Genomic DNA, 12,878 nt, shown 5'->3' with positions numbered 1-12,878 from the left:
ATCCTTTCTTTTTCATTGTTTTGACAATATGGATGTTTACCGTGCGAATCCGCCTTCGGCATGGATGACCTGTCCGGTGATCCAGGCGGCGTCTGCACTGACGAGAAACGCAATCGTGCGTGCAACGTCCTCCGGTGTCCCGATCCGTCCGAGCGGAAACTGCGGTATCAGGTGCGTCCGGATGTCGTCCGTCATCCAGGTCGAATCGGTCGGTCCAGGATTAAGCGCATTGACGGTAATGCCGAGCGGTGCGACGGCTGTCGCAAAGGAAGTCGTGAAAGACGAGACAGCCCCTTTCGTTGCAGCATAGGCCAGTTCTTCGGGCATCGCGCCAAGATCCTGGCCGGACGTCAAATTGACGATTCGGCCGTCCTGCAAACCGGCTTCTGCGAAAGCCCGGGCAAACAAGGTCGATAATAAAAGCGTACTCCGTACATTGACGGCGTAATGGGCATCGAGTGCCGTCGCGTCAAGCGTCGCGAGATCCGTTTGTGTCGAATGTGCCGCATTGTTGATCAGGACGGACGGGGTGCCGAGAGTCGAGCACGTATGCGCAAGCACACGTTCTGCCGCATCCGGCGCCGACAAGTCGATTTCGAGCGCCTCGCTTCGGACACCGTTTACCGCCAGTTCTGCTTGAAACGTGTTGATCCATTTACGATCCGCTTTCCAGTATGTAAAACAAATCGTCATCCCTTCTGCCGCAAGCTTCCGGCAAATGGCTGTGCCGATATCGCGGGGGTGGCTTGCCCCGGTGATAAGGGCAATTCGGGGAGTATGCGACATAACAACGCCTCCAGTTCCATTAAGTATGTGCTTGTTCATCTTACCGCTCCCGAAGGAACAACGTCCAGAAAAAAGAGGGATTTTTTTACAAAAATCAATAGGAACAGTCGATACGGAAATGATAGGATGGAAAAAAGAAGGAGGGAGCCGTTGTGGAACGTAAATATGCCGCTCGATCTTCATGGAAGCGGATCGTAAAACGCGATTACCGGGAGCTTTATCTTGAGACAACATCGTTTACGGGTTATGTGACACGGCTCGATATGATTCGGGTGACAGACCCGTTGTCGGTTCGTTATTCCGGGCAGGAGATTCAGATTGCTGGCGACGGTTATTCCTGGCTCCAGCAGTTTCCGGCAGGGCAGAAGCACGTCATCACGACGATGTTCAATGCACACGGACAGATTGTTCAATCGTACATCGATATTTGTCTTCGGCATGGACGGGATACGACCGGGATTTTTTGGGACGATTTAATGCTCGATCTCGTATTATTGCCATCCGGAGAATATTTTGTGCTGGATGCGGAGGAGTTGGAAACGGCTTTGACGGCCGGCGAGATTACCCGGGAGGATTACGACCGGGCGTGGAAGGAAATCAACCGGCTGCAACAACAAATCCGGTCAGCGGAGTTTGGTCCCGGTCCACTTGCCTGTGCCCATGACGACCTGTTCAGGCAGACAAACAAGTCCCGTTGACAAAATCAACGGGACTTGCGAGACGGTTAAACCATCTTGTTGCGGTTATTGTAGACGACAAATACGACGATACTGATGACAGCTAAGGCAACTACGATGAGAACCATGAGGATTCATCTCCTTTTTCCCGCCGAAAAAAATAGCAACTGCTGTTACTGGTCTTTACCCGTCATTCAAAAAAACGAATAGAGGGTATCAAAAAAGAAGTTATGAAACGATGACGAAATGAGGAGTCACCATCAAGGAGGAAATGATCGTGAAACAGGCATACATTTTTGATATGGACGGCACGTTATTTCAAACAGACCGGATTCTCGGTCATGCGCTGGAGGATGTCTTTGTTTTCCTGCGTGAACAGGGTCGGTGGACGAAAGAGACGCCGCTCGCCGAATATCAGGCGATCATGGGCGTACCGTTGCCGGAAGTCTGGCGGACATTGTTGCCGGCACATACGGAGGCGGACCGGGCACAGGCCGATCAAATCTTTCAAAACGCATTGATCCGCCATATTAAACAGGGGCATGGTGCCTTGTATCCGGGGACGGAAGAAGTACTGGCTGCGTTACAGGAAAACGGACATGCTCTGTATATCGCGAGCAACGGCTGGAAAGTGTATTTAACGGCCATCGTCCGGCAGTATGGACTGGACCGCTGGCTAGATGGCGTTTATAGCATCGAAGACGTCGCGTCGTCACAAAAAAGTGATCTCGTCGCCTACATCTTGTCTGGGCACCAGTTAACGGAAGCGGTTGTCGTCGGAGACCGGATGTCTGATTTTCAGGCGGCTAAAGTCAATGGGTTACCAGCAATCGGCTGCCGGTTCGATTTTTCAAACGAAGCCGAGCTGGAACAGGCCGATGCCGTCATTGAAGACTTACAGGGACTGATGCAACTGGATTTAAAGGCCATAACACCGTGACAGAACAGACGAAAACCGGCTCCTCTCCTACAGCGGAAGAGACAGCCGGTTTTGGTTTACCCGATCAGTGTTTTTGGAACAGGGCCGTCCACAGTCCGGACAGTCCGAAGACGGAATCGGTCGGAGCGGCCTCCTGCATCAAGCGGATGTCACGCACAGCAAACGTGTCGAAAATCGACCGCAGTTTCTCTTCCGTAAAGCCGAGACCGCCGTTTAGAATCCGTTGCCGGTAGACATCCCAGTCGGTCATGTCGGATCCGCCGTACTGTCCGCCTTCGACGAAGCAGGTCAAAGCAAAGCAGCCGCCTGGCCGCAGGGCATCCGAGACGATCCGGATGTAGTCGGGCCGCCGGTGCGGAGCGATATGATGAAAACAGCCGGAATCATAGACAAAATCGTAGGCGCCGTGTTCGAACGGCAGTTCAAAGAGATTTCCTTGACGAACGAAACATCGAGTTGCCGGGCCCGTGCCCGTTCATTGGCCCAGTCGACCGAGGTTTTCGCGAGATCGACCGCGTCGACCTGACTACCGTGTTCCGCGAGATACAAGGCATTTCGTCCGGGACCGCTTCCTAGTTCGAGCACCCGGTTCACCGGAATCTCCAGTTGATCGACATAGCGGACCAGGTTCTCATCCGGTTTGTCGACGAAAAAAGGGATCCGTTTCGTCCGGTCGGCATAAAATCCGTCCCAAAAAGCGGTCGGTTCCCGTAGTAAAGCGTCAAGCATCTGTAACAGATCGTCGTGCGTCCGAATTGTTTCGTTCATCATCAGTCCTCGTTTCTTCCCGGCAGGTTTCGCAGGCGGACTGCCGTTGTGAGTGTTTCTTTCAAGTGTTCCGTCCGTTTTTCGGTAAAGGTCGTCCAAAACGTCTCACCAATCGTTGCCAGTTCGTCCGGTGAATAGACACCGGGTTCAAAGCTTCCCCAGCAACCGTCCGTCGTCAGTTGATCCCAAAAGACATAATCAGCAACCGGATAATGGGACAGCGGAACGTTTCCGCCCATCGGTTGCAGGTCAACGAGCTCCGGACAAAGCCACATCGCGGTCGCGACGGACAACAGACCGCCGTGCCGTTCGTTTAATCCGTCGAGTCCCGCAGCATGCAACGCTTCCTCGAAGGCTCGGTAGCGGTGTGTCGTGATGACGACGAGTTCCGGATACTTAAAATTGATCTGTTTGACGAATGCCGATTCCCAGTATGCCCCTCCGTGCCCGTTGCAAAGGATGAATCGAGTGAACCCTTGCCGGTACAGATTGACGATGATTTCTTCGAGCATCATTGAGATCACCGTCGGACTGACGGTGACGGTCCCGATTTGATTGGCATGTTCTTCGGAGGTGTTAAACGGCAGTGTCGGTAAGACATAGGCGTTTAACCGTTCACCGAAAACAGCGGCCTGGTGCTCGGCAATCAATGTATCAAGATGCATCGGCAGATACTGTCCGAACTGTTCGGTTGCCCCGACCGAGAGAATCGCGGTGACAGTCTGACTGTCTTGAATAACCTTCGTACTGTTTTTATAACTAAGCATGAATTCATTTCCCTTCATTCAAAAACTTGGCGTAACTCGATTTGTCCTTCGCCGTGACCTTGCGGATCCGGCATACGTCTGGCCCAAGTGATCGCTTCCTCTCTTGACGCCACATCGATCAAAATAAATCCTGCCAATTGATCCGCCGACGGTTCAAACGGTCCGGATGTGACGTCCGGTTCTTCATTTGGTTGGTGAAACGAAAAGCGAACGGCTTCCCGCGTCGGGTGCAGTCCTTTTGCCATGACCCGGACCCCGGCTTCGACCAGGTCCCGGTTAAAGGCGGCCATCGCTTCCTGAAGGAGTGGATCCGGAAACAGACCGGCTTCAGAGCGGTTTGACGCTTTAACCAGCAATAGGAATAACATGGATCGACCTCCTTGCAAAATGTGAACGGTGGGGATGAAAAACTTCTATTGTATTTATTTCGACCAATCGGTTACATCTCCTACATTTTAACTAAAAAATGGATGTTAAAATTCTTTTGGTGGAAGAAGAAAGGAAAAAACGTTGCTGCGTCAGATTCCTTCGATTAGCATAAAGTCAGAAGACTGAAAATCAGGTCTCACCAGGAAAGGAGCAGGGAAATGATCTATTGTATCGGCATGTTTGTGCTCGGTGTCGTTGCTCTGACGGCGCGGGGACTGTATTTTGACATCTTCCGCTTAACGGAGTGGGGGAGTGTCTTCGTTTTTCTCCCGGCAGCGCTGTTGCTTTTTTGGGTGGAACGGTGGCAACAAAAACAAGATGCGGCATTCAACGGAAGCGGAACCGGTTACACGTCGCGTCTCAGTGACCGGCAATCGACGGGGATCAAACAAATCTACCGGGCAGATACGGTCGTCGGTTCCTACCGTCGGACGTTTAAACAGGTCTGGCACCGCTGGTTCGTCGCTTTTCCGAAAGTGGAGAATTTTTTTCTGAACCTCGTTTTTGATCTTTCGCAGCGTGAACTCCGATTCGAGGAAAAACCGGTCAACGACTGTGGAGCAATCAGACCGAATGGACGATCGAAGAAGGCGGCGAAACCGTCGGCGACATTAAAACCGAAAATACGGTCCTGCACGCCGTCGAATTCACTGAAGTACTGAGGATGACGTACCGTGGCGAGACGTATCAGATCCGGTCGCCCCGGTTATCCCGACGGATTGAAGTGAGACGCGATAAGAAAACGATTGCGGCAAGTCACCGAAAACGGCATCTGCTGACGTTTGATGTCCCGGATCTTGAGACACAGGCCGTTTTACTCGCCGGTATGATTTTGTTTCGGCTGCATTTTCGCGAGTGAAGCCGGACATTTCACATGACTTGGTAAAGGTAGAGAAATCGGATATCCTAGACAGGTAAGCAAAATTAAAAGCAGAAAGCAGGCGATGTTTGATGAGTAATCCACTGAGCCAACTCGCATGGACCTTCGTCTCCGAGTGTGACATCCCGCAAGACGTAACAGGATTATTGATTCAAGGCGAACAAGCGTTGTCCGCATATAAGACGATCCGGGACGTCGCGATTTTTACGACACACCGGCTGATCATTCGGGACGCGCAAGGATTGACGGGCAAAAAGGTCGAAGTCTATTCGATTCCTTATAAATCAATTAACATGTATTCAACGGAAAACGCCGGCGGCATGTTTGACATCAATTCGGAAGTCCAATTGTTTACACGGGCCGGAACGATCAAAATCAATCTCAACAAAAAGGTCGATGTCCGTAAAATTGACTTGCTGATTGCGAACGCGATTCTTTAAAAAGGGGGACTGGACGATGAAACGAGGAATTCCAAAAACGGCGGTGCTGGTTGTCTTGACGTTACTTGCAAGCCTCTGCCGAGCGAGACGAGTCCGTTAATTTTATTTCAATTCCCGTAATGATTGTATAAAATGATTTCATACGGACACGATCGATTCTACTCCTTCCAAACCATCAGCTGTCGTAACAGGTAAAAAAAGAAAAATGTTCAAAAAAAACGAATCCTTCAAGGACCCGTTCCGCAGCTGACGCTATAGTGTTGCGCCGTTTTTTTACTGTAACAGATCGTCGGGGTCATGCCGGTTTCACTGTCATAGTCGTACCACACGACATCATACATCCGACCGTAGTTCGGATCGACCATTCGTTTGTCGAGGATGACGGTGTAACTCTGATACGGATGACCCTGTTCATACAAATAATGGCGGATGGCGCCGCTCTCGGTATCGTTCGAAAATACGACCGGCGACAGCAGGGGTAAGACGATTAACAAGGTGAGTACGCATCCACCAATCGACAGCCCGACTTTTTGCCAACGCTTCATTTGAAAATCACTCCATTTCAGTTAAAATATTGAAGTTGTATGTAAAACAACGACCGACAGTCACTGGATTGTCGGTCGTTTTGGTTTACCCCGTCTTTCGCATCGATTCGAACAATCGTCCTTTGTAGACGTCCGCGATTGTATTCAAAAAAGACTCGGAAAAACGTTTCGGGAAATACGCCTTCGCATAAAAATAGTGATAAGCGCGCTTTAAATCATCCCATTGCGTGCACGGATCGGTCTGACGGAATCGGGCGACGTCGATGATCCGTGTCCCGGTCGGCGTCAAGAGAATGTTTCGTAAATGAATGTCGGATGGATTCAAACCGACGGAACGTGCTTCAGCTAAAGCCCGATCGACCGTTTGGATGACATCGTCCGTGATGAGTGTCCCGCTGATCAAACACTCAAACAACGTTTGTCCTTCGATGTATTCGATGACGAGGTAGTCAGTCCCGTATTCATACTGTTTCGCATACGTCGCAAAGGGACTTAATTGTTCATAAATCGACCCTTCGATTGCTGCAAGATGTCGGTGCGAGGGGAAAAACTTTTTAATCACCCGGTCGGTTCCAGTGACTCGAAATACAAAGGCACTGCGGCCTGTTCCAATCCATTCGAGTTGTTCCGGATAGGACGTCACCGTAAATCCCTCCGGCGTCTCGGCCAGATGGATGGCAAAAGCCAGTTCGGAATCTATCTTCACACATGCCACTTCCTTTCTCTTCTTTTATATTATACGACGTTTGACCGCGGATGGTTTCATAAAACGGCTCCTGTGTGAAAGTTTTGAACATTTTGTGATATGCTGAAAACGTACGGATACTACTTAGCTCAAGGGGGCATTTTAATGACGACTTTACAACAATGGCGTGACCATTTTGAGGCGCTTCGGGCATACGATGAAGCTGTTGCTTTACTCTATTGGGACATGCGGACATACATGCCGGAACAATCCGCCGACAACCGTTCGAAATCAATCGGCTTCTTATCGACGGAAAGTTTCCGCCGCCGGACGGGAACAGCATATCAAACGTTACTTGAAGCGATGGGGCAAGAAGCGTTGACGGGTGTGGAAGCCGTCTCCTATGCCAAAGCAAAACAAGCGTACGACCGGGACTCGAAGATTCCGGAAGCGGAATACCAGACATTCATCACGTTAATTTCGGAAGCGGAAAGTGTCTGGGAGAAGGCGAAGGACGCGGATGATTGGGACTTGTTTGCACCTTACCTGGAAAAGATTGTCGCGATGGAACGGAAGTTCGTCGAGTACTGGGGATATGACAACCATCCATACGATGCGTTGCTACATGATTACGAGCCGGGGATGACGGTCGCAGAACTCGATCCGTTGTTTGCAGAACTCCGTCAAGCGATCATCACACTCCTGCAACAACTCGACGGAAAAACATTCCCGACACTCGACTGGTCAGCCGACCGCGAGACACAGATTCGATTGAATCACGAGTGGCTGCAGGACATCGGTTATGACTTCACGGCGGGACGACTGGATGAGACTGTTCATCCGTTCCAGACGACGATCAATCGTAAAGATGCCCGCGTCACGACGAAGTACGATGAAGCGGATTACCGCAATTCGGTTTTCGGAACGATGCATGAAGCCGGACACGCAACATATGAACAAGGAATTGATCCGAATCTCGATACGCTCGGACTCGGGGACGGGGCTTCGATGGGGATCCATGAATCGCAGTCGTTGTTCTTTGAGAATTTCATCGGCCGGAATCAAGGATTCCTGTCGGCCCGCTATGCCGGTCTGCAACGAGCGATTCCTTCATTGACGGACGTCCCGTTCGAGACGTTTTATGCCGCGGTCAACGAAGTCAAACCGTCACTAATCCGAATCGAAGCGGACGAATTGACGTATGCTTTGCATATCATCATCCGCTACGAACTCGAAAAACGTCTGATTACGGGCGAACTCGAAGTCAAAGACTTACCGGCGGAATGGAACCGACTGTACAAGGAATACCTCGGAGTCGATGTCCCGTCCAATGCAAAAGGTGTTCTGCAGGATGTCCACTGGTCCGGCGGATCGTTCGGTTACTTCCCGAGTTATGCGCTCGGCCTCGTCTACAGCGCTCAACTGAACGAAGCATTGCGCGATGACGTCAATGATGTCGATCAACTGATTGCCGACGGAACACTGGCACCCATCAAGGAATGGTTGAACATCAACATTCACCGGCACGGAAAAGTGAAGACACCGGCGGAGCTGATTCAGGCGGCAACCGGACAATCGATTTCCGTCCAGCCGTTGATCAACTACTTGACGGCAAAATATACACGGGTCGTCGAAGCATTATGATGCGCTGGTTCGCCCATCGCGGAGCGAGTGACCGGTTTCCGGAAAATACGCTCGAAGCGATAGAAGCGGCAATCCCGTACGTGGACGGTATTGAATTCGATGTTCACTTTTCACGTGACGGAGTCGGAGTCATCATTCATGATGAGACGGTGAACCGGACGACGAACGGAACAGGGCGGGTCGTCGATTTGACGCTCGCTGAACTGAAGCAGCTCAACGCCGGAGCCCGGTTCAAAGGAGACGGCGGACCGGTTCAAACGACGATTCCGACGCTTGATGAAGTACTGACCCTGCTTGCACCGACACAGCTTTTGCTCAACATCGAGCTGAAGACGGATACGATCCGGTATCCCGGAATCGAAGCATACACACTCGAACGGTGTCGCGCCCACGGCATTTCGAACGACCGCCTGATTTTGAGTTCGTTTAATCATTACTCGGTCGCGACCGTCCGGGAACTTGATCCGACGATCGAGACAGCGATTCTCTATCCGTATCCGTTGTACCATCCGGAGCAGCAAGCCATCCTGCTCGGGGCAAAGGCGATTCATCCGGATTACCGCCGGGTGACGCGAGAAGATGTCATCCTTGCCCATCAAGCCGGGATTGAGGTCCGGGTTTATACGCCGAAATCGGCTGACGATGTCAGACGGATGATCGAGATCGGGATTGACGCCGTCATCGTCAACGATCCACAAGCATTTCAGAAAAGTCTATCCATCCCATAAGGAGGTAGCGTCATGCGGAAGGAGCATCTGTTCATCATTTTAGCGTCATTGGTCGCACTCGTCATCGGTCTGCAGATTGGTTTTGCCAGTCTGCCGGCACCAAAACCGAAACAGGTCGAGGAATCAGTGACGCGACCGGATGATTTTCAGGCAGGACTACGCGACGCAAAAACCGAATTAAAGATGGTACAACGGTTTGCCCGTACCAGCACGCTCGAGCACAATCGTTCGAGCCAAACCTGGATTTATTCCAGTCCGACACCGACCCGTATTGCCGTCGATTGGTATTTCGTCGCGAGTTATCCCGAAAAAAATGTTCAGATGACCCGAAATGACGTATCCCGGATTTTAACGTATGACCGGTACCTCGTCGTCATCCGCCCGATTTACGGGGTAATCGAAGATAGTGAACTGGAACAATTTGCGCTTCGCTTTTCAAGCTATTTCATGACAGTACAACAACAAAAGGAGGATGACGATGTCAGGTAAAATCATTCTGTTGATTGGTGGATCGGGCAGCGGGAAATCTTCCTTGATCAAACGCTTACGCCAGGAATATGAACGGGTCCGCTTTATTCCGTCCGTGACGACACGACCGAAACGTCCGACGGAACATGACGGAGAAAGTTATCATTTCGTTGACGTCAAGACGTTCCAACAATTGATCCAGGAGAACGGATTCATTGAGTATGCCCATGTACACCGGGCATGGTACGGTACACCACGAAAGGCGTATGAAGAAATTTTGGCGACGGATGGAATCGTCATCAAGGATATTGATCCGAAAGGGGCAACAGCGTTCAAGACGTTGTATGCCGACCACGTCATCACGATTTTCGTCTCCGTTCCGCCGGATTTGATGAAGGAGCGGTTGCTGATGCGGGGGGATACCCCGGAATTTGAAGCACGGCTCGTCGATTATGCTGATGCCTGGAAAGAACGGGATCATTATGATTACATGATTGAAAACATCGATTTTGAACAAGCCTATGCCGATCTGTTAGGAATCATTTCCGCTTATATTCCCGGACAACCGTCCGAATCATAACAGCAGGGGAGATTCCCTGCTGTTTTTTGATGCCTGCCTGGAAGAAAGGAGAACCTGCGATGGATATACTCGTTCAGCTATTGCAACAGCAACCGGAACTCCGGCATCTGACCGGCTGGACCCGTCTGCCGACGCGCTACTCCGCTTCACCGAAATATACAGCCCGAGACGAAAGCGGACTATCAATTCTCCATACGGCTCCGCTCACATCATTTCGACGGAAAGAACGGGAGTTTGAGATTTTACGGCAACTGAAACAAGACGGACTGCCGGTCCCGGAACCACTCGACCTGAATCAGCTTCCGGAAGGATCTGTCTGTTACAGCCGTTACCGTTTCCTGACCGGTTCGACGATCCAGGATTGTGTACCGCTTGGTCGAGCCGGCGAGTATCGACTCGGTCAAGAGACAGGACGGTTGTTGAACCAAATCCATCGTTATGAAGGACCGCTGGCAACGAAGTGGGCGGTCCGATGTCGGGCGAAACACAACCGGTACGTCGCGCTGTATCAACAGGAAGCGTTACCGTTGACCGGCGATCAAGCAATTTTGTCCTTCATCGAACAAAACATCGGATGGATTGCAGATCGGCCGAATCGTTTGCAACACGACGATGTTCATCTGGCCAATCTGATTACGGACGGGGAGCATCTCGTGGGAATCATTGATTTTTCGAATCACGATAGTGGCGATCCGTGGCATGATTTCGTCAAAATGGGATTGTTTCAGGTCGAAAACAGCATTCCGTTTGCCGTCGGTCAAGTCAACGGTTATTTTGAGGGAGATGTTCCGAAACAGTTTTGGAATGTATACAGCGTCTATCTGGCGATGGCCTGTTTTTCATCCATCGTCTGGACGAGCCGTCATGCACCGGAAGAGATGGAGCAGATGCGTGGGCGGCTGGAACATGTCTTATCCGACCATCAGCGATTTGAGCGTGTGATTCCGGAGTGGTATGAAACGTTCAGCCGGCCTTGACCGGTGTCCTCGTATGGTACCGGTCTTTCTAAAAAAATCCGTCTCCTGCACCGAGTTGTTCGGTCCAAGAGACGGATTTTTTTACCGTACAGTTTATTCGCTGTCCCATGTCTCGTCGACACGGGATGCGTAAAAACGCAGGGCATTGGCATATGCGAGGATTTCGGGATTCTCCGTCGTATCAACAAGCGTTTCAATCAACCGTTCGATCGCTTCCGATGACCGGTCGAGATTATGTAACGTCAATGCGAAAAAGGTCTGTAAGGCGGCATGATTCGGGAAGTGAATGAGTCCTTCCGATAGGGTCTGATACGCCTCGTCGTATCGTCCGAGGGCGCGGTATGTACTACCGAGCCCGACATACGCTTCCTGCAAATCGGGTGCAGCCAGACCCAGTTCGATAGCGGTGACATAATAAGGAACAGCCGCTGCTTCTTCCCCCAGATTGTCGTGACACCACGCCATCTGGTAATGGACCACCGGATCGTCCGGTTTTTGGTGCAGATAAGAAGCGACCAAGGCTTTCGCTGCGTGATACTGTTTCACTTGACGGAGACGTGAGACGGCAGAAAAGTCGAAATGAACCTCAGAAGATATGCGGTCTGATTGATGATAGACGAAGGTCAGGGGATGACGCGGCTGTTCATCCGGTAATACGCTGTAGCGAAACTGCAGACCGAGCCGAGAAGCGACAGCGAGCGCCGGTTCGTTGTCCGGATGGATTGAAGTTTCAATCTGTTGGAAATCAAGTTTCGTGAAGACAAACGCCAGCACGGCAGGAAGGGCTTCTGTGGCATAGCCCTGTCGTAAAAACAGCGGATTGATCTGGCAGTGGACGTGTGCCGTCCGGATGTCCGGACGATGAAGGGCTGAGACGATAATCGTTCCGAGCAGTGTTTCGTCGTCTGCACGAAACAACTCAAATCTATATTCGTCTCGCCTGGATGGATTAACGGCGCCTTGAATCCGTAACCGTGTGGTCTCAAGCGTCATGGAAGCTGTCATCTGAAATCACTCCTCGCATGTGGAATTGATACAAAAACCCTTCAACCAATGGGGCTGAAGGGAACGAGATTAATTTTGTTGTTCGAGTTTCGTCAAGAGTGTCCGGAACGTATCCAGTTCAGCATCCGAAAAGTCAGCGAAGACGTCAGACAGGTATTCCATCTTCATCGCTTCGAGCTTCCCGTATAATTCGATGCCTTCTTCTGTTGCCCGGAGTTCAACGACACGACGATCCAGTTCGCTCCGCTCGCGTGAAATCAAACCTTTTTTCGTCAACTCATCGGCCAGTGCCGTAATCATACTCGCTGAAAACTGAAATTCGTTGGATAAAGCCGATGCGATTTGAGGACTGCTTGTGCAAAGCGACTTCAGGATAAAAAATTCGTTTCGCGTCAAGTAAGTCGTGAACATACTCCGGACATCTTTTTTGATGGCGCGGTAGTTCATGCGTAAGCCTTTTTCTGTATCGACGATCAACTGATCGCGGTTTGCCACTTCTAATGTAGTTGCCATAGTTTCACTCTTTCTGTTCCGTAGTTTCTTCTTCCGAGATTTAGTA

Annotated in this window: 17 protein-coding genes and 1 pseudogene; 10 read left to right on the top strand and 8 right to left on the bottom strand. The window is 50.9% G+C overall.

Annotated features, from left to right (window positions below):
* Positions 1-36: 36 nt before the first annotated feature.
* On the bottom strand, positions 37-786 hold the full coding sequence (locus ACP26N_RS08820; protein WP_131503694.1) for an SDR family oxidoreductase: 750 nt from the start codon (positions 784-786) through the stop codon (positions 37-39).
* Positions 787-938: 152 nt separating this feature from the next.
* On the opposite strand from ACP26N_RS08820, the gene ACP26N_RS08815 reads away from it, so the two are divergent.
* Complete coding sequence (locus ACP26N_RS08815) at positions 939-1,484, top strand: DUF402 domain-containing protein (RefSeq protein ID WP_131972614.1); 546 nt, start codon at positions 939-941, stop codon at positions 1,482-1,484.
* A 256-nt stretch (positions 1,485-1,740) separates the two neighbouring features.
* A complete protein-coding gene (locus ACP26N_RS08810; RefSeq protein ID WP_131503696.1) occupies positions 1,741-2,403 on the top strand; it encodes an HAD hydrolase-like protein in 663 nt (220 codons plus the stop codon).
* A 64-nt stretch (positions 2,404-2,467) separates the two neighbouring features.
* Here ACP26N_RS08810 and ACP26N_RS08805 read toward each other — a convergent pair.
* The 3 genes and pseudogenes from ACP26N_RS08805 to ACP26N_RS08795 all read right to left on the bottom strand — a co-directional run bounded on the left by ACP26N_RS08805 (position 2,468) and on the right by ACP26N_RS08795 (position 4,306).
* Positions 2,468-3,171: pseudogene (locus ACP26N_RS08805) on the bottom strand (class I SAM-dependent methyltransferase).
* 2 nt (positions 3,172-3,173) lie between these two features.
* Positions 3,174-3,938: a creatininase family protein gene (locus tag ACP26N_RS08800; RefSeq protein ID WP_426353562.1), complete on the bottom strand. Its 765-nt coding sequence runs from the start codon at positions 3,936-3,938 to the stop codon at positions 3,174-3,176.
* 14 nt (positions 3,939-3,952) lie between these two features.
* Positions 3,953-4,306, bottom strand: a complete 354-nt coding sequence (locus ACP26N_RS08795) for a YciI family protein (protein WP_114595690.1) — start codon at positions 4,304-4,306, stop codon at positions 3,953-3,955.
* A 219-nt stretch (positions 4,307-4,525) separates the two neighbouring features.
* Here ACP26N_RS08795 and ACP26N_RS08790 point away from each other — a divergent pair, with 219 nt between their 5' ends.
* The 3 genes from ACP26N_RS08790 (at position 4,526) to ACP26N_RS08780 (ending at position 5,687) form a co-directional block, all read left to right on the top strand.
* Complete coding sequence (locus ACP26N_RS08790; protein WP_426353561.1) at positions 4,526-5,029, top strand: hypothetical protein; 504 nt, start codon at positions 4,526-4,528, stop codon at positions 5,027-5,029.
* Between the two features lie 2 nt (positions 5,030-5,031).
* Positions 5,032-5,226: a hypothetical protein gene (locus tag ACP26N_RS08785; protein WP_426353560.1), complete on the top strand. Its 195-nt coding sequence runs from the start codon at positions 5,032-5,034 to the stop codon at positions 5,224-5,226.
* A 92-nt stretch (positions 5,227-5,318) separates the two neighbouring features.
* A complete protein-coding gene (locus tag ACP26N_RS08780) occupies positions 5,319-5,687 on the top strand; it encodes a PH domain-containing protein (RefSeq protein WP_131503700.1) in 369 nt (122 codons plus the stop codon).
* A 227-nt stretch (positions 5,688-5,914) separates the two neighbouring features.
* Here the strand turns inward: ACP26N_RS08780 and ACP26N_RS08775 are convergent, their stop codons facing one another.
* Positions 5,915-6,232, bottom strand: coding sequence for a hypothetical protein (locus ACP26N_RS08775; RefSeq protein ID WP_426353559.1), 318 nt, complete (start codon positions 6,230-6,232; stop codon positions 5,915-5,917).
* Between the two features lie 85 nt (positions 6,233-6,317).
* On the bottom strand, positions 6,318-6,938 hold the full coding sequence (locus tag ACP26N_RS08770; RefSeq protein ID WP_188004424.1) for a serine/threonine protein kinase: 621 nt from the start codon (positions 6,936-6,938) through the stop codon (positions 6,318-6,320).
* Between the two features lie 144 nt (positions 6,939-7,082).
* Between ACP26N_RS08770 and ACP26N_RS08765 the strand changes: the two genes are divergently transcribed.
* From ACP26N_RS08765 to ACP26N_RS08745, 5 genes are read left to right on the top strand one after another with little or no spacing between them, the layout of a single operon-like run.
* A complete protein-coding gene (locus ACP26N_RS08765) occupies positions 7,083-8,561 on the top strand; it encodes a carboxypeptidase M32 (protein ID WP_426353557.1) in 1,479 nt (492 codons plus the stop codon).
* Entirely contained in the window at positions 8,558-9,289 is a 732-nt protein-coding gene (locus ACP26N_RS08760) for a glycerophosphodiester phosphodiesterase (protein ID WP_131503704.1), read from the top strand. Before ACP26N_RS08765 ends, ACP26N_RS08760 begins: the two co-directional genes overlap by 4 nt.
* Before the next feature lie 12 nt (positions 9,290-9,301).
* Complete coding sequence (locus tag ACP26N_RS08755; protein ID WP_131503705.1) at positions 9,302-9,778, top strand: hypothetical protein; 477 nt, start codon at positions 9,302-9,304, stop codon at positions 9,776-9,778.
* Positions 9,768-10,337: a guanylate kinase gene (locus ACP26N_RS08750; protein ID WP_131503706.1), complete on the top strand. Its 570-nt coding sequence runs from the start codon at positions 9,768-9,770 to the stop codon at positions 10,335-10,337. The genes ACP26N_RS08755 and ACP26N_RS08750 overlap by 11 nt, the downstream gene beginning before the upstream one ends.
* Before the next feature lie 59 nt (positions 10,338-10,396).
* Positions 10,397-11,314, top strand: coding sequence for a phosphotransferase family protein (locus tag ACP26N_RS08745; RefSeq protein WP_426353555.1), 918 nt, complete (start codon positions 10,397-10,399; stop codon positions 11,312-11,314).
* Between the two features lie 93 nt (positions 11,315-11,407).
* Here the strand turns inward: ACP26N_RS08745 and ACP26N_RS08740 are convergent, their stop codons facing one another.
* Together ACP26N_RS08740 and ACP26N_RS08735 are read right to left on the bottom strand one after the other, a co-directional pair.
* On the bottom strand, positions 11,408-12,319 hold the full coding sequence (locus tag ACP26N_RS08740) for a tetratricopeptide repeat protein (protein ID WP_131503708.1): 912 nt from the start codon (positions 12,317-12,319) through the stop codon (positions 11,408-11,410).
* A 69-nt stretch (positions 12,320-12,388) separates the two neighbouring features.
* Entirely contained in the window at positions 12,389-12,832 is a 444-nt protein-coding gene (locus ACP26N_RS08735) for a MarR family winged helix-turn-helix transcriptional regulator (protein WP_026828229.1), read from the bottom strand.
* Between the last annotated feature and the right edge of the window lie 46 nt (positions 12,833-12,878).

This window comes from Exiguobacterium sp. R-39 (genome assembly GCF_049942815.1).
In the GTDB taxonomy this organism is placed as follows: Bacteria; Bacillota; Bacilli; order Exiguobacteriales; family Exiguobacteriaceae; genus Exiguobacterium_A.
Note: the sequence above shows the minus strand (reverse complement) of the source record. Positions and strands in the feature narration are given on the sequence as shown.